Origin of the sequence: Shewanella sp. 4t3-1-2LB, from assembly GCF_017368415.1 — a bacterium.
GTDB lineage: Bacteria > Pseudomonadota > Gammaproteobacteria > Enterobacterales > Shewanellaceae > Shewanella > Shewanella fodinae.
Genome location: NZ_JAFNJD010000006.1, coordinates 80,753 through 101,023, shown reverse-complemented (window position 1 = coordinate 101,023; position 20,271 = coordinate 80,753). Strand labels below are relative to the sequence as shown.

Sequence of the window (20,271 nt, the reverse complement as noted above, 5' to 3'; positions counted from 1 at the left end):
ATGTGATCTGTAGCAATGATTGAATAATTGCTGAAAAATTGTTTTTAGCTCAAATTATATTTACGGAATTTATAAGAAAAACATCATGTAGAGAAGTTGTGGCCATCCAAAATAAAACGCTAATCTTGTTGTCAAAAAACCTTTTTATTTCTATTAAAAATTAATTATTTCAATAAACTATATTTATAAGGCTCTACCACAGCAAGAGTCTAACAGCGTGATAAAGTTGATAATTGTTGTCAAATATTGAATAATACCGTCCAATAAAAACTATTTGAACACTAATTAATTATTTGGTTAGTACTCAAATAGTTTTCCGCGACAGTGTTGCAACGACAATAATGCAAGGAGAACTTACGATGAATGCCAACAACTCTCTGGAGGCTGACAGTCATCACCATATCGGCCTGAAAGAGCATGCCAGTTACCTGCTACAGCTCAGTTGTTTCTGGCTAATACTGGCGACCTACCTATTCCCCATGTGCAAACAAAAATTCAACCAAGTTATTGGCAAATAAACACAGGCACCCACTACATGGATAATTCAACGTATATTGCTTTGGCCATCTATTTTCTGGTCATGTTAGCGATAGGTCTATTTGCCTATCGCAATTCCACAGATGATATTTCCGGCTACATTCTTGGGGGACGTAAAGTCAGTCCTCAGGTGACCGCGCTATCGGCGGGCGCTTCTGATATGAGTGGCTGGATGCTGATGGGCTTACCCGGTGCCATGTTTGTGCAGGGTTTCAACACTATCTGGATTGCACTGGGACTGCTGATTGGCGCGCTATGCAACTACCTGCTGGTGGCGCCACGCTTACGGGTATATACCGTAGAAGCCGATGATGCCCTCACCTTACCGGACTTTTTCAGCAAACGCTTCGGTTTGAACAACGGCGCGGTAAGGATGGTATCTGCTGCCGTCATTATTCTGTTTTTCACCCTTTACACCTCCTCCGGTCTAGTCGCGGGCGGCAAGCTATTTGAAACGGCCTTCCACCTGAATTATCAAATGGGACTGTTTGTTACCGTTGGGGTAGTCGTGGCTTATACACTACTGGGTGGCTTTCTGGCGGTGAGTATGACCGACTTTGTGCAGGGTTGTATCATGTTTGTCGCGCTGGTACTGGTGCCTTATGTGGCCTACGAACAGTTTGATAGCACCCATGATATGTTGCTCAATGCCCGCAGCACCATCGATTCGCTCTCAGACTCCATGAGTCGCATCAGTCTGCTAACTATCGTTTCAAGTCTGGCGTGGGGGCTGGGCTATTTTGGGCAACCCCATATCATTGTGCGCTTTATGGCGATCCGTTCGGTCAAGGACATTAAAGTTGCCCGTAATATTGGCATGGGCTGGATGCTGGTGACCATTATTGGAGCCTTGGCAACTGGGTTGGTAGGTGTCGCTTATGTGCATAAATTCGGACTGGAGTTGAAAGACCCAGAAACCATTTTTATCGTGTTTTCACAGATTTTATTCCATCCACTGATCACCGGTTTCCTGCTGGCGGCGATTTTGGCGGCAGTCATGAGTACGATTTCCAGCCAGTTGCTGGTGTCGTCCAGTTCTTTGACTGAAGATGTTTATCGCGCACTGTTTCATCAAGATATTGATGAGAAAAAGCTGGTTAACATCGGCCGCTTTGGGGTATTTGCGGTAGCCGCAGTGGCCACGCTGTTGGCAATGGATCGTTCCAGCAGCATTCTGGATCTGGTGAGCAACGCTTGGGCGGGATTCGGTGCCGCGTTCGGTCCATTGGTGCTGTTCAGCCTGTTCTGGCACAAAATGAACCACACCGCAGCGGTATCCAGCATTGTCGCGGGAGCCGTAACCGTGCTGTTCTGGATTTACGCGCCGGTCTTACCAGATGGCAAAACCCTCTCCAGTGTAATTTATGAAATTGTGCCGGGCTTCTTGGTTAGTTCCGCCACCATTATTCTGGTGAGCCATTTTGGTAAGGATCCCTCCAGAGCCGTACAAAAGACTTTTCATGCCACCAATGAAAAGCTACAGGAACTCAGTTAGTTCCATCACGTTCATCAGGGCAGTTAACGACTGCCCAACAATTCACTCAAGCCTGACAACTCAAGGACGTTATGAACGCTAAAAGCAAACAACGTATCGTGCTCAAGGTCGGCAGTGCCTTGATCGCCCCTGATCGACAGGGCTGTAGTTCTCGTTATCTGCTGGCAATCGCCCAGTTTATCGTACGCTGTCGCGGCCAAGGGCTACAGGTCATTCTGGTTTCCTCCGGTTCCATCGCTGCCGGTGCTCACCGCTTTCCGCTGCGAGCTCGGGATAACAGCACCAGCCCTGAGGCACTGTTGGCACTGAAAAAAGCGATGGCGGCTGCGGGTCAAACCGAAATGATGGCCACCTGGGACAAGTTTTTCGACTTTCCCACTGCCCAAATCCTGTTAACCCACGGCGATCTTAGGGATCGAGAACGTTACCTCAGTATTCGCGACACCATCAGTACCCTGCTGGAGCACGATATATTGCCGATCGTTAACGAAAATGACACGGTCACCACCGATGCCCTGAAAGTGGGCGACAATGATAATTTGTCTGCCATGGTAGCGGCGGCGGCCGATGCCCGCAGTTTGGTGATCTGCTCCGACATCGATGGTCTATATGATAAAAATCCGCATCTCAATGCCGATGCTAAGTTGCTCCCCGAAGTGACAAAAATTGATGGCAGCATCTACGCCATGGCTGGCGGCAGTCACAGCGATGTCGGTACCGGCGGCATGTTGACTAAGATCCAGGCAGCAGAAAAAGCCGTTTCTCACGGCATCGACACCTATATTGTTAACGGCTTCAAAGAGTCCAGTTTCAATGACCTGTTGCTGGGTAAGAGCCCTGGCACCCTGTTCCGCGGCTCCGATACGCCAATGTTGGAGCGCCTGCATTGGTTTACCCATACAGTACGCGCTCAAGGTGAAGTCATTGTGGCGACGACCGAAGAGGTGCACTCTGCCGAGGACTGCGCTAATTTGTCCAGTGATGAAGTGTTAGATGTTAAAGGCACATTCTCTGAAGGTGACACCATCTTGCTACGCAGTGATGATGGTACCCGTCTGGCAAAAGCCCGTAGTAACTACAGTAGTCGGTTACTGAAATTTATCGCCAAGCAGGACGACTCCAAACTGGTCGACAGCTTTACCCACGAGCGCAGCCTTATTGCGCCACAGGACATCGCCCTGCTTTCCCCAAAGGCCACCCCGATGGAGGAAAAATCATGAGTATGATAACAGAACTTGCTCACGCCGCTCGCCAAGCATCGCGCCAATTGGCAGCGTTGGACAGCGACAGTAAAAACCAGGTGTTAAGCGCCATGAGCAACGCCCTCAGAGCCAACCAGGATGATATTCTTGCGGCCAATCAAAAAGACCTACAGGCGGCCCGCGATCAAGAAATCAGTGAAGCGATGCTGGATCGACTGACGTTGACACCAGAGCGCATCAACACCATGGCAGAAGGTATCGACACAATTGTCGGTCTCGCCGACCCAGTAGGTCTGCGACGTGAACTGGGCACTCGCCCTAACGGTATCAAGATCAGCAAATTACGCGTGCCATTAGGTGTAATCTGCATGATTTATGAAGCGCGGCCAAATGTGACCGCCGATGCCGGAGCCTTATGTTTTAAGTCCGGTAACGCGGTGATCCTGCGCGGTGGTAAAGAAGCGCTGCGCTCTAGTCTGGCAATAGCCGAAGTGCTGCATCAAGTGCTCAGATTATTCAATCTGCCAGAAGCCTTGATTACCGTGGTGCCCGATCCAGACCGGGCGCTAATGCTGGAATTACTGCAACAACGGCAAACCATCGATTTAGTTATTCCCCGTGGCGGCGAAGGCTTGATTAACTTTGTCACCGACAATAGCAAAATCCCGGTGATCCAACATTTTAAAGGGGTTTGCCATCTGTACGTGGATCGTTCCGCCGATGTGGAAAAAGCGCTGAATCTGCTGCTTAACGGTAAAACCCAACGCACTGGCGTATGTAATGCGTTGGAAGGATTGTTGGTGCATAAAGATATCGCCCCCGTCTGGCTACCGATTGCCGCACAAGCGCTGGCAGATAAAGGGGTCAAGATCAATTGCGATGCCGCCTCTGCTGCATATTTTGAACAACCAACAGTGCTTACTGATGAGCTGTTCGGTGAAGAATATCTCGGTCTAGAGATCGCCATTAGACAGGTAGATTCTCTTGATGGCGCGATGGATCATATCGCACGTTTCGGTAGTCATCATACCGAAGTGATCTGTACCGAAGACCTGCAGGCCGCCACCAAGTTTCAGCAACAGGTTGACGCCTCGGTGGTGATGGCCAATGCTTCTTCGCGTTTCAGCGATGGAGCGGAACTGGGACTCGGTGCAGAAATCGGTATCGCGACCACCAAGCTGCATGCCTATGGGCCAATGGGGTTGGAGTCGTTGACAACTGAAAAGTATCTGGTAAACGGCACCGGGCAGGTACGTACCTAAAATTTTGCTCACGCAACGGAGTCTGTTCCCGATGTTTGCAGCAGCGAACGCTGTGTTGTGATCTGCAACAGTTGTCGGTCGTGGCAAATCGCGGTGGCTGCGGTAGAATAAGCCATCTTTTGTCACGGGCCAGTTTGCCAGTGGAACAGCTCCTTTTGCCACATCACTGCATTTCATATATGCCAAATCGGCTGCCTGCCCGTGCCTGTCTGGCCACAACTATCACCCTATCTGCCAGATGTAACCTCAATCCCTATCATCAAAGGAACTCCTGTCATGGGTCTTGCTGATTCCGTTTTAGCCGTTAATAACGACTTGCCTATCCGTACCGACAAGCCGGTTCATAGTGGAAAAGTCCGCAGTGTGTATTGGTTGACTGAGGCAGACAGTGCCCGGCTGATCCGCGAGCAGGGTTACCAGGTTCCCGCCGATACCCCATTAGCGATCATGGTGATCAGTGACCGTATCTCGGCCTTTGATTGTATTTTTCATGGTGAAGGTGGCCTGCAGGGGATCCCTGGCAAAGGCGCGGCGCTGAACGCCATCTCCAATCACTGGTTCAAGCTGTTCAAGCAGCATGGTCTGGCCGATAGCCATATTCTGGATATTCCGCATCCGCTGGTGTGGATTGTACAAAAAGCACGCCCCATTAAAGTCGAAGCCATTATCCGACAGTACATCACCGGCTCAATGTGGCGTGCTTATGAAAAAGGCGAGCGGGAATTCTGCGGCATCACCCTGCCAGAAGGTCTACAAAAAGATCAAAAATTGCCAGAACTGCTGCTGACACCATCCACTAAGGGCATCCTTAAAGGCATCCCCGGTGTGCCAGAACAGGATGATGTCAACGTCAGCCGTGCCGACCTAGAAGCTAACTGGCAGGCCTTTGGCTTTGAAAAACGAGAAGATATCGCGCTGTACGAACAATTGTTAAAACAGGGATTTGCGGTGATATCCAAAGCGCTGGCCGATATTGACCAGATCTTTGTTGATACCAAGTTTGAATTTGGCTATGTCACCGACAACCAAGGCCAGTCCAAGTTAATCTATATGGATGAAGTGGGTACGCCTGACTCTTCACGGATTTGGGATGGTGCGGCTTATCGCGAAGGCAAAATTCTGGAAAACTCTAAAGAAGGCTTCCGGCAGTTTCTGCTCAAATACTTCCCTGACCCAGACATTCTACTGAACAAACAGCGCATGCCGGAACGTGAGGCCTTAGCGCGTGATAACGAGTTACCATTAGATGCGATGATGGCAGTTTCTAAGACTTACATAGGCGTTGCAGAAAAAGTCACCGGCAAGCCAATTACGCTGTCAGCGAATCCCAAGGCGGAGATTGTTGACATCCTCAAAACTCGCTATGGACTGATAGACTAAGCGGCGGATCAATCAAGTAACAAGGCGCTATTCAGCGCCTTGTTACTTTTTCATCTCAGTTACTGCACTGACCGTTATCCAGTTGGATAGCGTTATTCTTCAGCCACAATTGGGCAATACCCGGTTCATCGCCAATACGGTAATGTGGTGCCGCATCAGTTGCTTCACTGGTGGCTATAGGGTCAGCAGAAGGCAAGTAATGTATCTGCGGGAAAATCGCCCGAGCCTGCTCCGCTTGGCTTTTAACATCACATTGTTCATCGCCTGCGGCAGTTCCCAAACTGATGATCTGTCGATTGCTATCCAGCATCACAAAAATTATCCCGTCGTCCTGCATAAAGCGGGCGCTATAGGCCGCACAACGGTTACTGGCTGTTTTGTCATAGAGCAAATGGCCGTTCTGCTCAGCTTCCATGGCCGACATGCCAAGATACAGCGGACCGATGCCAACTTTGCCATCCTGTTGCCATAACTGATCGATACGGGCGCAATTACTGGAATCCAGCGCGTTATCATCCTGCGGCGGCTCGGCAGCAATCACTAGACTCGTATACAGGAGCGTAAAACCTGCTATCAGGGCAAACTTCATCGTGATTCCTCCGCTGGAAAAACCAAAGACCGTCGTCATCAGCACTACTGCAAACAGTGCTGACCGCTGCTTATTAATAGTGCCTCAGTTTGGCAAAACTCGAGCAGCAGGTCACGCACTTTTACATCCACAACGTTTGCTGATCACACCGCTAAACAATCAGTTACAGCACAGGCATCCAGGCGGATTCAGGCAACAGATACAAACCAGCCGCGTGCTCAGCGCCTGCGCCAACGATATGACCAATACCGGACGCCATCACCGCCAGTGTGACATCAAACGCATTCAGGCTATCGCCATAACCGGCGGTAAGGTTAAACATTGAACCATCCGCCAGCAGGTACAAGGTTTTGCCACCAAATTCATAGGCATCGATATAAGGCATCGGTAGACTGTGACGGGCATGTTGCTTCAAGAAGGGCACGTCAATTTCCTGTGAAACATGGCCGACGTTAAGAATAAACGCCCCGTCTTTCATCGCCTGCAAATGTTTGGCACTTAACACACCATAAGCCCCGGTAGCGGTGGCAACCACATCGGCCTGTATAACCGCATCTGCCAAATCTACCACCGGCCAGCCATCATATTTGGCTTGCAGCGCTCTGGCCGGGTTTAACTCAGCCACTTGCACTTGACCACCGTAGGCTTTGGCGGCCGCGGCCACACCTTGCCCAACGAGGCCGTAGCCGATCACGATGACGGTTTTCTCGTGCAAAGTGAGATGCGTCGTTTGAAAGAAAGTATGCCAAGCCGTGAGTCCAACCATGTGACGGTTGTGTAATCCCTCTTTCACCGGCAAATCGTCCCAGTTGAAAATAGGATAACGCGGATGGACACCGCCAAGACGGTTAATGCCGGAGCCGGTCGCTTCCAACCCAGCCACAATCTTCGGACCAGTAGCTGACTGGTGCAGGCGGGTAGTTAGATCAGCGCCCATCTCACATAGGTGCGTAGGTTGCCAAGCCAGTGCTTTATCAAAAGAATCCGACCAGTCAGCATCGCTCATATCCCGCCAGGCATGCGCCGCAGCGCCTTTAGCCACCAGATATTTGACGACATCGTCTTGCACCGTTGTCGGATTGCAGGTGGTCAGGAACACATCTGCGCCTTTATCAAGCAGTCCGGCAACCAGTGGTGCCATTTTCAGGTCGAGGTGCATATTACAGGCGAGCCTGACGCCATGCAGGTCTGGTAACGCCGCGACTGCAGCGCGGGTACGGGTCATATGCAGGCTGGCCCAGGCCAGCTCTGCCGCAAAGTCTTGGTACATGAGAACAACTCCAGCGTTAGCGAAGTGGCTATTCTACTGTTTTTAGCACGTTGGGAAAGCCGTCATTGACGCAGGCCGATGCCGTTGATAACAGCGATAAAGACAAGCGCTGCTTTTATCGCCTAGCGCTATGCCCCCATTGCGATAAAGTCTGGTAACGCTTTGATCCGGTCAATCCAAGCACCAATGGCTGGATAATGTTCCAGTGAGAACCCGCCCTCATCCGCGACATGGGTGTAGGCGAATAAACTAATATCTGCGGTGGTCAGCTTGTCGCCAGCCATATAGCGGCTACGCTGCAACTGCTGTTCCATCACAGCGAGTGCCTTATGACCGCCCTTCTGTTTAGCGTCATATTCCGCCCGACGCTCTGCTGGCAAACCAAGATACTTGGCAATGAAGCGCGCAACCGCAATATAGGGTTCGTGACTGTACTGTTCAAAAAACTGCCACTGCTGTACTTTCGCCAGCGCAAATGGCTCAGTAGGCAACAGCACCGAGCCATAGGCCAGATAATTAATGATGGCATTGGACTCTGACAGCGTACGGCCATCGTCAAGTTCCAGTAATGGAATTTTGCCGTTGGGATTTTTCTCTAGGAAGGATGCGACACGGGTGTCTCCGGCCAGAATATTCACCGACACCCATGCATAATTCACATGCAGTAAGGCACATAACAATTGTACTTTGTAACAGTTGCCGGACAGTCGGTCACCATAAAGCTTGAATGTTGCCATCGATATTATCCTAAAATTCAAATAGCTTGGCCCTAGCGAATATTGTGCGTTTACCTTGAATAATACGGAACCAAGCGCCCGAGTTTTATGTTAGCCAGTACTGCTTAAGCCACTCTACAGTAGCGTCTATATCGGCACTTTCTGCCAGTTGTAACATCCGCGGTAATTTGTCTACCGCATCCAGTGCTATGGTTTCTCCTTTGCCAAACACTAACTGCAACCTTTGGTATCGCACGCCCAGCAGTTGCTGCGCCTGATAGTCAGCAATACCCGAGACACCGTCCATCAGGATGTTAATCAGCGGTTTGATCCACTGGGCATAGCCCCAGTCCAAGGTTTTACCTTTGATATAAGTGAGGCTGATACCTGTGCCAACCGACAGCAATACCACCTCGTCAAGTGCGGCGCGCTCCTGTGGCAAATTGCGTTGCGAAATTGCTTGTACCAGCCCGACAATGGCCGGGTTATTAGCATACACACCGCCATCTATATAACCATCCGCTGAGGGGAAATAGGTTGGGGCGGCGCTAGTGTATAACGCGACATCGGCCACCCGCGCCTCGGCATCACAATCACTGCCACCAAAATTATGAAAAATCTTTGGCTTCCAGCTACGGGATGCTGTCGTTGCGCCGTTATCCAGATCGAAGGTGGGTATGGCAACTTTGCGGGACAACTCTGCCAGTCGTAACTCTCCAAACGTCTGATCAAGCACCTTTTTTAAGGGTTTGGTGGCATATTCGGCACCAATCGTCTTGCCAAGGTCGCGGATATTATCCCAGATACTGTCATCAAAGATTTCTGCGCCATGTTGCAGATATAAATCGGCAATCTGTTTGGGGGTGCGACCAGCGGCCAGCCCTAACGCCAAAATGCCACCGGTTGAAGTGCCCGCCAGCAAATCGACTTGTGCTAACCAACCGGCTATCTGTGGATGTTCGTTGAGTCGTTGCAGTAACTGCGCACTGATCACCCCGCGCAACCCACCACCATCCAGACTTAAAATACGATATTTAGCCATTGTTCTCCCTGCCTGTCTGAGTCGTCCCTGTAAACTGCTATTCCCGCAGCAACAGTAGCTGATTACTGTTGTAAAAACGCCAGTGCTGCGGCGGTTTTACTGGGAATAAATTCAATCACTTCATAATCTGCGAGTTGCTGTTGTTGAAAAGGATCCTGTGCCAGGATCTGCAGCAACTGCTCTCGGCTATCCGCTTGCGCCAAAATCACGCCACCAGTACGCGGTACTTTGCGACCAGAGGCCAGAAACACCCCAGCCGCATACTGCTGCTCAAGATAGGCGATATGGGCGGCCAGATGTTGTTCCACTTTACTGATATCACAGGTATAGCTTAACAATACAACAAACATTGATGACGTTCTCCAACGCAATGAGGCTCACTCAGCCACAGCCACAAAGGCCATTTCCAACAGGTATTGCGGATCGGCCAGTTCCGCCTTAACGCAAACCCGGCTAGGAGCACAGCCTTCTGGAAACCAAGCTTCCCACAGTTCATTCAATACCGCAGCATTGGCAAAATCGGTGAGATAAATCGTCACCGCTAACACGCGGCTACGGTCACTGCCAATGCGCTGCAATTTGTTATCTGCTTGCGCCAGGATAGCGCTAACTTGTTCACGGATATCGCCTAAAGGTTCACTCTCGGCCACTTCCACAAAATGGGCAATACCGTGGTAAATTGTGACATCAGACCAACGTTTACCGGGATTAATTCGTTGAATAGACATGATTCTTTCCGTCAATTAAGCAAAATAGCTATGGTAGCGGAAATCCTGACAACAGCCGAACCATTGCAGCGGCTTTTATGCAGAGTTTTGCGTTAGCTGACGCAATTTTCTATGATCGCCTGAAAATATCCGTTGGAAAAAGCCCATGAAGTTGACCCTGTTAACACAATCCCTGTATGACAAACTCTATCGCGATATCCGCGAATTTCGCATCACCTTTGATCTGCCAGTGGCGGTGCCTGACTCATTAGATGATAAACAGGATCAACTACATACATCCTTGATCAGTGAAGAACTGACGGAGTTGGCCGAAGCTAAAGACAAAGTGGAACAAGCCGACGCCATCGTTGACAGTGTTTATGTGCTGATGGGGCGACTGGTTCATCTAGGGGCGACCGGATTGGAACAGCGGCTGGAGATCAGCTATCTAGTAGATCTATTGCTACAGGTGGCTAGCAACCGCGGTATCGACTTTGTTCCCTGCTGGGATGAAGTACACAGCAGCAATATGAGCAAGGTTTGTCGCACCGAACAGGAACTACAAGAGACCATTGCCCATTACGCCAAACAAGGGATCGTCATCAGTGGCAGTCGTAATGGTGATTACCTGATCGCCAAATGCGCCCAAGATGTGGTGATGGCGGGTAAAACCGTGCGGCGCGGCAAGGTGTTAAAATCTGTGTACTATCGCCCGGCAGATTTAGGGGCGCTGGTGAATTAGGCGTTGTTGCGGGTTACTGCTGAAATCCAGTTACCAACTGACGGGTCAGTTCAGCCGCCGGAATCGCCCGGCAGCCACTGGCATTCTGACCACCCCATAACGGACTGAAATCGCTGCTACCTTGTTGCTCTGCGGCGCTGCGTAACGGCGCGATGGCACCTGCTGCCAGCGGAAAATCCGGGATGGTCGCAGTAGCCTGCTCCTGCATCAAGCGATTTACTATGCCTCTGGCTGGTCGCCCACTAAAGACTCGTGTAAGTGCGGTATGCGAGTTGCGTTGAGGATCCGCCAAAGCCTGACGGTGCAACTGACTGATAGTGGTTTCGGGACACAGTAGATAAGCCGTTCCTACTTGTACCGCAGATGCCCCCAGCGTCACCGCTGCCGCAATGCTCTTGGCATCAACAATTCCCCCCGCGGCAATCACCGGGACATTTAGCGCCGCCACCAATTGCGGTAATAAGGCAAAAGTGCCCAATTGAAGAGACAGATCATCATTGAGGAAGTGCCCGCGATGTCCACCGGCTTCCAGCCCTTGAGCGATGACAGCATCCACGCCCTGCGCCTGTAGCCACAGACCTTCGGCAACAGTGGTGGCACTGGCAATCACCTTGCTGCCCCAGGATTTCACCTGCTGCAATAATGACGGCTCAGGTAAACCAAAATGAAAACTGACCACTTCTGGCTGCAATGGTGCAATCGCCTCAGCCATCGCGGTATCAAATGGACGGCGTTCCGCAACCGCATTCACCGCAGTGGCTGACAACTCCCAATAGTATGGTTGCAATCGCTGCTGCCACTGCTGCAACTTTTGTAGTTGCGCAATGGGAGGCGTATGGCAAAAGAAATTGAGATTGATGGGAGCCTTGGTTTGCTGGCGGAACTGCGCCACGGCTTGCTGGATCTGCGTTGCATTTAACATGGCACAGGGCAAAGACCCCAAGGCACCCGCACTTGCCACCGCGAGCGCCAGTTCGATTCCTTGAGCACCGGCCATGGGCGCCTGAATTAGCGGCCACTTTACCCCTAATAACTGCATCCCTGCCTCCTGATTAACGGGCAATGTTCAATATCAGGCTGTCGGCATCTAGATAGCAACACCCAACAGATAATCCATACCTAACGCCAAAAACAGTGCCATTCCAGCCCAATTATTGTTGAGAAACGCTTGCAGACATGGCGCGCGTTCGCGGCCAAAAATCAGTCGCTGCTGATACAGACTGAAGCCGATAAATGCCAACAAACCGACGAGATACATCAAGCCACGGTCAGCGACAAAACCGGCGGTCATAAAACAGGTTAATGCTGCCAACTGAAATAACCCAATGATCTGCCGATCATATTTGCCAAACAGAATTGCCGTCGATTTAATGCCAACTTTCAGGTCATCATCACGATCTACCATGGCATACATGGTGTCGTAAGCAATAGTCCAGCACCAGTTAGCAGCAAACAGCCACCAGGCTTCGGCAGGCACGGCCCCCGTCTGGGCGGCATATGCCATCGGGATAGACCAGCTCCAAACAACCCCCAGAAACATCTGCGGCATATTGGTAAAACGTTTGGTAAACGGATAAATGATGGTGAGTACCATGCCGATATAGGACAGTTTCACCACCAACGGATTGAGCATCAGTACCAAACAGAACGCCACCAGCCCCAGCACCACAAATAACAGCAGTGCTTCTTTAACGGTAACCTCGCCGCTGGCCAGAGGCCGCAACTTAGTGCGTTCCACCCGGATATCAAGGTGACGGTCGGCATAATCATTGATAATGCAGCCACAGGCACGCATGATGAACACGCCAAGGATAAAGACCACCAGCACTTTTAAGTCAGGTAATCCCCCCGCAGCCAGCCACAACGCCATCAAACATGGCCATAGCAGCAGAAATGTTCCGATTGGACGATCAATACGAGCAAGACGTGCATATGCGTCAAATTTTTCCCTAATATTCATGGGTCTGCTCTCTCCAATTACCTCAGCCCTGATACTACCGTTGTGCATTATGGCGCAGTCAGAATGTGATTTACACCACAAAATAAACTTTTTAACCGGGAATTACACCACCTGTAACTTAGCGTAGGCCACGACCAGCCACTTGCTGCCAAAATCATCAAAATTGACTTGCACCCTGGCCTGAGCGCCGCTGCCTTCGCTGTTGGTGACTGTGCCTTCACCAAACTTAGCATGCAGCACCCGTTGACCATGATGAAAACCGCTATCATCAAACGGCTGGCTACGACTGAAACGCGTATTCAATGCTGGGGTAGACACCTGTGCCTTTAACCGGACTTCCTGTACACACTGTGGCGGGATCTCTTTAATGAAACGCGATGGTCTGGCGTAATTCTCACGACCGTATATGCGCCGCGATTCAGCATAGGTGATATAGAGCTGCGCCATGGCACGAGTCATGCCGACATAACACAGTCGCCGCTCCTCCTCGAGACGATCGCCCTCTTCCAAGGTGAGTTGGCTGGGGAAAATGCCTTCTTCGACCCCTGCCATAAATACCACCGGGAACTCCAGACCTTTAGCCGAGTGCAACGTCATTAACTGCACGGCGTCTGTATGCTCATCGGCCTGTCCTTCACCTGCTTCCAACGCTGCATGAGATAAAAAGGCGTTGAGTTCGCCCATGTCCATGAGTTCTTCCGGCACTTCAAATGTCCGTGCAGCAGTCACCAATTCTTCTAGGTTTTCTACCCGGCTTTGGGCCTTTTCACCTTTTTCCTGTTCATACATCGTCTTCAGGCCTGAAGTCTGGATCACGTGGTCGGTTTTGCGATACAGGGCCATCTCCTCAGTATCGTGCGCCAAACCGACAATCAGATCCATAAAACTACGCACAGCGCTAGCGGCGCGACCGCTAAGAATTTTCTGCTCCAGCAACTGCCCGGCAGCCTGCCACAAGGTCAGTTGGTGCTGGCGCGCGGTGCTGCGCATAATATCCAAGGTGCGATCACCAATGCCCCGGGCTGGCGTATTCACCACTCGCTCAAAAGCGGCATCATCATCATGGTTGGCCATCAAACGCAAATAGCCCATGGCATCCTTAATTTCCTGGCGTTCGAAGAAACGCAGACCACCATAAATACGATAAGCCAACCCTTTATGCAGTAACGCTTCTTCCAGCACCCGCGATTGTGCATTGGAACGGTAGAGTATGGCGCAATCGGCCAAACTGCCGCCTTTATCCTGCCAGTCAGCAATACGACCAACGATAAAACGGGCTTCATCCAACTCATTAAACGCACAATAGACCGAGATAGGCTCGCCTTCAGCATCTTCGGTCCACAAGTCTTTACCAAGACGCCCCGGATTATTGGCAATTAATTCATTGGCAGCTTTCAAAATATTGCCGGTAGAGCGATAGTTCTGTTCCAGACGAATGGTTTCCGCCTGTGGAAAATCCTTGAGAAAACGATGTAGGTTTTCTACCTGCGCCCCACGCCAGCCATAAATCGACTGGTCGTCATCGCCGACAATCATCACATGGCCCGTGTCGCCGGCCAGCAAACGGATCCAAGCGTATTGAATGGCGTTAGTATCTTGAAACTCATCCACCAGAATATTGCGGAAACGCTCCTGATAATGCGCTAACAAATGCGGTTTATTGAGCCATAACTCGTGTGCCCGCAGCAAAATTTCAGCAAAGTCCACCAACCCCGCACGGTCGCAAGATTCTTGGTAGACGCGGTACAACTCCAGCAGCTTTTGTTCCAGAGGGAACGGCCCGGCATCAATGGCCGACGGTCTTAATCCCTCATCTTTTTTGCCATTGATATAACCTTGCACCATGCGCGGAGGGTACTGTTTTTCATCAAGATTCAGGCTTTTGATGATACGTTTGATCAAACGGTGCTGGTCTTCACTGTCAAGGATCTGGAAGTTCTGTGGCAGACCCGCCTCTTGCCAATGGGTACGTAATAGCCGATGGGCCAGGCCATGGAAAGTGCCAATCCACATGCGGTTCATATTGTGACCAATCAGCCGCTCGACACGCTCACGCATCTCGGTGGCAGCCTTATTGGTAAAGGTGACGGCCATAATCGAATAGGGGCTTTGGTTTTCTACCTGCATCAGCCAAGCAATGCGGTGGGTCAACACCCGCGTCTTGCCACTGCCCGCCCCCGCCAGCACCAGCATACTTGATTGCGATGCGGCCACCGCTTGGCGCTGCCGGTCATTCAGACCATCCAACAGGTATGAAACATCCATTAACCGTTCTCCCCTCAAAACGAGGGCGCATTATAGCAAATAAGGCTATCTGGTCGCATGACTTATAGGATCTTGCTTATTCATCAGGCTTGCAGGCCGTTATCTACCCGCAGAAAATGGCGATGAGAGCTACGTGTAGCAAACGGAATAACAAAAAACTATGGAAAGAAAAGCCGGGAAATATCCCGGCTTAAACACATCATGAAACTTTAGCTTTGGCTATCAGTGTTCCCGCCATTTTGCGGCGCAGATAGGCAATCTGCTGCATGTGTGGCAGATCTTTGGGGCAGTTGTCCTGACAACCGAGCAAGGTCATGCAACCAAATACGCCATCCTGAGTGCCAATCACATGATAGAAATCATCTGCCGTACGGGCATCACGGCTATCCAGTTCAAAGCGAGCAATTTTCATCATGCCCACCGCACCGACAAAGGTGTCGCGCATCTGCGCGGTGGCGCAGGCAGAAACACAGACACCGCACTCAACGCAGCGTTCCAGCTCATACAACTTGGCGGCTTCGTCCGGTTCCATCGGTTGTTCCAGATGGTGAATATCGGCTTGCTGCGCTTTAGGATGCAGCCATAGTTTCAAGCGCTCCGCCAACTCGCGCATGAATTTACCGGTATTAACCGACAAGTCGCCAATCAGTTCAAACCCCGGCAACGGCATCAAGGTGATCACCGCATCTGAGTATTTGGCGGTTAAGGTACGGCACGCCAGCGTAGGTAAGCCATTAATCACCATGGCGCAACTGCCACATATGCCAGCGCGGCAAACAAAATCAAACTGCAATGACGGGTCTTGTTCCGCCCGCAGCCGATTCAGCGCAATAAAAACTGTCATCCCTGGGGTTTCATCCAACTGGTAATCCACCATTTTGGGGGCATCGTCAGGCAGTTGCGGATCGTAACGAAAGATCCTAAAAGTCAGACTACGGCTCATGATTTTTCTCCGCGGGCTAAAAGCTCATGTAAACGCTGATTTTGTGGCTGCAGATGCTCGGGTAACTCAAACGGCATCAGCGCCTGCTGTTTTTGTTGCCTAGACGCATCGTCGCCCAATTGCTGCAAGATCTCGGCGATTTGTTGCTGCCGTTTGGCGGTATCGGGGTGAGCAATCGCGTTATCGGCACCATATCCGCGGTAACCGGGCGGTAGCTCCATCTGCATCACATCCAACGCTTCATAGCTCAGGCTGGGTTCCAGTGCATTGGCATCCGGCCAACTGGAGAGGGTGCGACAGAGCCAATCTTTATCGTTACGCTGCGGGTAATCTTCGCGGGCATGGGCGCCACGGCTTTCAGTACGCGCCAGGGCACCACAGGCAACGGTGAGCGCGACCTTGAGCATACGCCGTACCCGCAGCGCTTCTGCGAGTTCAGGATTCGCGTGACGTTTTTTGCACTTGAGGTGAATATGCCGCGAGCGTTCCAGCAGTGATTTCAGCTCATCCACGGCTTTTTGTAGTTCAGGCCCATTACGGAAGATGCCTACATAATCCATCATGGTGCGCTGCATTTGCAGTTTCAAATCAAAGGCATCTTCGCCTTCGTCGGTGGCCAGTAGCGTGTTGATCTCCTGTTGCAGTTCGCTAGCAAACTGTTCCACCAACCGGGTGTCCAGCTGTAATTCTTCCTGCTCACAGAAATCTGCCACATAACTACCGATAATCATGCCGCCAACCACGGTTTCTGCCAGTGAATTGCCCCCTAGGCGGTTAAAGCCGTGCATATCCCAGCAAGCGGCTTCCCCTACGCTGAACAGCCCTTTGAGTTGTGGACTTTCACCGCTGGCTTTAGTACGAATGCCGCCCATGGAATAGTGCTGCGTTGGCCGCACCGGGATCCATGCATCGGCGGGATCGATACCAAGGAAGTTTTCACAGATCTCTTTGACTTCACGCAGGTTAGTTTCCACATGCTTACGCCCAAGCAAAGTGATATCCAGCCACAGATGCGGGCCGTACGGGCTATCGACCCCAAAGCCTTTGCGCATATGTTCAGTCATACGGCGCGATACCACATCGCGTGAGGCCAGCTCTTTTTTCTCTGGCTCATAATCTGGCATAAAACGATGACCATTTTTGTCGCGCAAAATACCGCCATCACCGCGACAACCTTCGGTGGTAAGAATGCCTACCGGTACAATTGCGGTGGGATGGAACTGCACCGCTTCCATATTGCCCAACGTGGCCACACCAGTTTCCAGTGCCAACGCCTGACCTATCCCTTCGCAAATAACCGCATTGGTAGAAACCTCATAGATACGGCCATAACCACCGGTGGCTATGGTAGTACATTTGGCAATATAAGCCCGCAGTTCCCCGGTGATCAGGCAACGAGCAATCACCCCATAACAGCGTTTGCCATCGTGAATAATTTTCAGCGCCTCTATGCGTTCATGCACCGGCACATCTAACGAGATGGCTTTGTTATCAACCGCATAAAGTAATGAATGGCCTGTGCCATCGGCGGTATAGCAGGTGCGCCATTTTTTGGTGCCGCCAAAGTCACGGGCGTTGATTAACCCATGTGCTGCTTGGGCTTCTTCCAGCGTTACCCGCTCGGCGTTCACGACCACCTGCCGCGGCCCCGCTGTGACCCGCGTCCAAGGTACGCCCCAGTTCGCCATCTGCCGCACCGCTTTGGGGGCACAATGAGCGAACATCCGGGCCACGATTTGGTCACAGCCCCAATCAGAGCCCTTTACCGTGTCCTGAAAATGAATGTCTTCATTATCGCCATCGCCTTTAACAGTATTGCCCAGACTCGCCTGCATGCCCCCTTGTGCGGCAGCCGAGTGCGAACGCTTTGGCGGAATTAACGACAGCACCAGCGTATCCAGTCCGCGCTGCTTGGCTTCAATCGCCACTCGCAACCCGGCCAGTCCAGCACCCACCACCAGTGCATCGGTATAAATGAGTTTCACACTCTCTCCTTTCGGGATTATTGAAATCCCGAGCTCTACTTACTTTCAGACCCATTAGCACCTGCTAACTAGGGTACGGTTATTGATGTTGGGAAAAACCTTCCTAGCCGCAATTATTTGCAGCACTACGGCATCGGTTATGTTGTCAAATCTTCAAGGAATAAACGGTGTTACCGGCGTCGTGAGACCACTACCAATCAACAGGTAAGCGGTAAGGCTGCACAGCCCCAACACCAACAGATAACCGATCAGAATCTTCGCCAGTAGCCGCAATCCGTCACGATGGAAATTCACGCCCCATTTGAGTGCCAGCCGATAAAGCCCGAGCATGGCGTGGATCACTACCGCTGGTAGCAACAGGATATAAACCAGCCAGTAATTGTCGTGCCAGACGCGCGCCGCAGACAGATGTGGGCCGATTTCTGGGTTGGTAATCATGGTCACCAAGTGCATCGGTACCAGGAAAAACATCAAAAACCCAGTCACCATCTGCCAAAACCACAAGCGCGTATCCTGATGATTAATCAAAAGATTATGATTACGCAGTGCCTGCCACTGCCGCCGCTGTGCCGGGAAACGTCTGAGTGCGGTCGCCGCATGTACCATCACTACCAGCAATATGAACACTGAAAACGTCTGCGTCAGCAACGACGAGCCATGGCCACTGCTGGTAAACCAACCGCCCTCCAGCACATTCGCCACGCGATAAAACGCCGCCTTGCCCAGTAGGATAGAGGATTCAAAATGCAGGTGAGCCAGTAGAAACAGCCCTAAGATAAAGCCAGAGCCGCTCTGCAGTACGTCTGCAATTGCCGACCAGCGATGACTTTGTGGGTACCCAAGCCATCCCTCACCGATACGATATTTAGTTAACATAGTTATTAAAGTTATTTAAGGTCAGATCCGTGAGCGTACCAACATATCGCAACCCACCTACCTGCCAACTGTGATCAGTTGCTTTCGTGATCGTGTTCAATAATTCTGCGATATCAATCTGACATGCATCACAAATACGGATTATCACCACAGTGAATGGTAAGACCATTTAACCTATAATAATCAAACGCTTATTTGAATTTATCAGACAAAAACGTAAGCCAAATACGGATATCAGGCATTTCTCAGGCAGGGGTTGGAAAGTCACTTTCAGTTTACGCCTACACAACTTGCGCGATATCGGCTAGCAAGGCAGCAAACCCTTGCCTTACAATATGCGGGTTTATTTCTAGCCAAAGAGAAGCCTTACATGCCCTGGATCCAGTTACGTATCCACAGCAACAGTGAACATGCTGAAGCACTGAGCGACCTGCTGATGGAACTCGGCAGTGTGTCGATTACCTTTGAAGATGGTAAAGATACCCCCATATTTGAACCCAAACTGGGTGAAACACCACTGTGGGCCGACACCGTTGTTGTTGCCTTGTTTGATGCCGGTACTGACCTCAATCCTGTCGTGGACGAGTTACGACAACTGCCGTTTCTGCAACAACAGTTCAACTACAAAATCGAACAGATCGAAGACAAAGACTGGGTACGGGAATGGATGGATAACTTTCACCCCATCCAGTTTGGTCAACGGTTGTGGATCTGCCCCAGTTGGCGCGATATCCCAGACCCTGATGCGGTCAATGTGATCCTTGACCCAGGGCTAGCTTTCGGCACGGGTACCCACCCTACCACCGCCTTGTGTCTGCAATGGCTCGACAGCCTAGAACTGCAAGATAAGGAAGTGATCGACTTTGGCTGTGGCTCCGGCATTCTCGCCGTTGCCGCCCTGAAACTCGGCGCTAAATCCGCTATTGGTATCGATATCGATTACCAGGCTATCGACGCCTCCCGTGACAATGCCACCCGCAATCAGGTCATCGACCGGCTTAGCCTGTACTTGCCGCAAGATCAGCCACAAGGCATTCAAGCCGATGTGCTAGTGGCCAACATTCTTGCCGGGCCACTGCGGGAACTGGCCCCCCAAATTGCATCGCTAGTTAAGCCCGGAGGCAAGCTAGCGTTATCAGGTTTGCTGAATGAACAAGCCGAAGAGCTTCGCGAAATCTACAGCGAGTGGTTTACCATGGACGCCGCTGCTCACAAAGAAGACTGGAGCCGCTTGACAGGAGTACGCAAATCGCTGTAATAGGCCGCCAAGGCACGCCAGCACTGACTTCGAAGGTTCTAA

19 protein-coding genes are annotated in these 20,271 nt (G+C 51.2%); 7 read left to right on the top strand and 12 right to left on the bottom strand.

The genetic code is table 11. The annotated features are described in order from the left end of the window. Positions 1-359 precede the first annotated feature (359 nt). The 5 genes from J3L11_RS04265 (at position 360) to J3L11_RS04245 (ending at position 5,876) form a co-directional block, all read left to right on the top strand. The gene (locus tag J3L11_RS04265) at positions 360-518 is read left to right on the top strand and encodes a hypothetical protein (protein ID WP_207570231.1); all 159 of its coding nucleotides are present in this window, start codon (positions 360-362) and stop codon (positions 516-518) included. 17 nt (positions 519-535) lie between these two features. After that, positions 536-2,032, top strand: coding sequence for a sodium/proline symporter PutP (putP, locus tag J3L11_RS04260; protein ID WP_189618334.1), 1,497 nt, complete (start codon positions 536-538; stop codon positions 2,030-2,032). Positions 2,033-2,103: 71 nt separating this feature from the next. Further along, positions 2,104-3,252, top strand: a complete 1,149-nt coding sequence (gene proB / locus J3L11_RS04255) for a glutamate 5-kinase (protein WP_133037389.1) — start codon at positions 2,104-2,106, stop codon at positions 3,250-3,252. Beyond that, positions 3,249-4,496 carry a glutamate-5-semialdehyde dehydrogenase gene (locus J3L11_RS04250; RefSeq protein ID WP_207570230.1) on the top strand — a complete coding sequence of 416 codons (1,248 nt, stop codon included), beginning with the start codon at positions 3,249-3,251 and terminating at the stop codon, positions 4,494-4,496. The genes proB and J3L11_RS04250 overlap by 4 nt, the downstream gene beginning before the upstream one ends. Before the next feature lie 276 nt (positions 4,497-4,772). Beyond that, positions 4,773-5,876, top strand: coding sequence for a phosphoribosylaminoimidazolesuccinocarboxamide synthase (locus J3L11_RS04245; protein ID WP_207570229.1), 1,104 nt, complete (start codon positions 4,773-4,775; stop codon positions 5,874-5,876). Between the two features lie 55 nt (positions 5,877-5,931). Here J3L11_RS04245 and J3L11_RS19310 read toward each other — a convergent pair whose 3' ends face one another. From J3L11_RS19310 to J3L11_RS04215, 6 genes are all read right to left on the bottom strand, one after another. Then, positions 5,932-6,465 (bottom strand): hypothetical protein, encoded by a 534-nt coding sequence (locus J3L11_RS19310; protein ID WP_242695083.1) that lies wholly within the window; start codon positions 6,463-6,465, stop codon positions 5,932-5,934. A 163-nt stretch (positions 6,466-6,628) separates the two neighbouring features. Continuing rightward, positions 6,629-7,735, bottom strand: coding sequence for an adenosylhomocysteinase (locus tag J3L11_RS04235; protein ID WP_189618341.1), 1,107 nt, complete (start codon positions 7,733-7,735; stop codon positions 6,629-6,631). 128 nt (positions 7,736-7,863) lie between these two features. After that, on the bottom strand, positions 7,864-8,472 hold the full coding sequence (locus tag J3L11_RS04230; protein WP_207570228.1) for a glutathione S-transferase family protein: 609 nt from the start codon (positions 8,470-8,472) through the stop codon (positions 7,864-7,866). Between the two features lie 85 nt (positions 8,473-8,557). Next, positions 8,558-9,493: a patatin-like phospholipase family protein gene (locus tag J3L11_RS04225; protein WP_207570227.1), complete on the bottom strand. Its 936-nt coding sequence runs from the start codon at positions 9,491-9,493 to the stop codon at positions 8,558-8,560. A gap of 62 nt (positions 9,494-9,555) precedes the next feature. Continuing rightward, positions 9,556-9,843: a YciI family protein gene (locus J3L11_RS04220; RefSeq protein ID WP_189618346.1), complete on the bottom strand. Its 288-nt coding sequence runs from the start codon at positions 9,841-9,843 to the stop codon at positions 9,556-9,558. 27 nt (positions 9,844-9,870) lie between these two features. After that, on the bottom strand, positions 9,871-10,221 hold the full coding sequence (locus J3L11_RS04215) for a RidA family protein (protein WP_189618348.1): 351 nt from the start codon (positions 10,219-10,221) through the stop codon (positions 9,871-9,873). Between the two features lie 145 nt (positions 10,222-10,366). Between J3L11_RS04215 and J3L11_RS04210 the strand changes: the two genes are divergently transcribed. Continuing rightward, positions 10,367-10,942: a nucleoside triphosphate pyrophosphohydrolase family protein gene (locus tag J3L11_RS04210; RefSeq protein ID WP_189618349.1), complete on the top strand. Its 576-nt coding sequence runs from the start codon at positions 10,367-10,369 to the stop codon at positions 10,940-10,942. A 13-nt stretch (positions 10,943-10,955) separates the two neighbouring features. Here J3L11_RS04210 and J3L11_RS04205 read toward each other — a convergent pair whose 3' ends face one another. The 6 genes from J3L11_RS04205 to J3L11_RS04180 form a co-directional block, all read right to left on the bottom strand. Beyond that, positions 10,956-11,981, bottom strand: coding sequence for a nitronate monooxygenase (locus J3L11_RS04205; RefSeq protein WP_207570226.1), 1,026 nt, complete (start codon positions 11,979-11,981; stop codon positions 10,956-10,958). A 48-nt stretch (positions 11,982-12,029) separates the two neighbouring features. After that, positions 12,030-12,902: a 4-hydroxybenzoate octaprenyltransferase gene (ubiA, locus tag J3L11_RS04200; RefSeq protein WP_207570225.1), complete on the bottom strand. Its 873-nt coding sequence runs from the start codon at positions 12,900-12,902 to the stop codon at positions 12,030-12,032. Between the two features lie 102 nt (positions 12,903-13,004). Continuing rightward, on the bottom strand, positions 13,005-15,167 hold the full coding sequence (gene uvrD / locus J3L11_RS04195; RefSeq protein WP_207570224.1) for a DNA helicase II: 2,163 nt from the start codon (positions 15,165-15,167) through the stop codon (positions 13,005-13,007). 199 nt (positions 15,168-15,366) lie between these two features. After that, positions 15,367-16,110 carry a fumarate reductase iron-sulfur subunit gene (locus tag J3L11_RS04190; RefSeq protein ID WP_207570223.1) on the bottom strand — a complete coding sequence of 248 codons (744 nt, stop codon included), beginning with the start codon at positions 16,108-16,110 and terminating at the stop codon, positions 15,367-15,369. Further along, positions 16,107-18,095: a fumarate reductase flavoprotein subunit gene (locus J3L11_RS04185; protein WP_207570222.1), complete on the bottom strand. Its 1,989-nt coding sequence runs from the start codon at positions 18,093-18,095 to the stop codon at positions 16,107-16,109. Before J3L11_RS04185 ends, J3L11_RS04190 begins: the two co-directional genes overlap by 4 nt. A gap of 153 nt (positions 18,096-18,248) precedes the next feature. Further along, positions 18,249-18,971, bottom strand: a complete 723-nt coding sequence (locus tag J3L11_RS04180) for a fumarate reductase cytochrome b subunit (protein WP_207570221.1) — start codon at positions 18,969-18,971, stop codon at positions 18,249-18,251. 370 nt (positions 18,972-19,341) lie between these two features. On the opposite strand from J3L11_RS04180, the gene prmA reads away from it, so the two are divergent. Continuing rightward, positions 19,342-20,229, top strand: a complete 888-nt coding sequence (gene prmA, locus J3L11_RS04175) for a 50S ribosomal protein L11 methyltransferase (RefSeq protein ID WP_207570220.1) — start codon at positions 19,342-19,344, stop codon at positions 20,227-20,229. Positions 20,230-20,271: the final 42 nt, after the last annotated feature.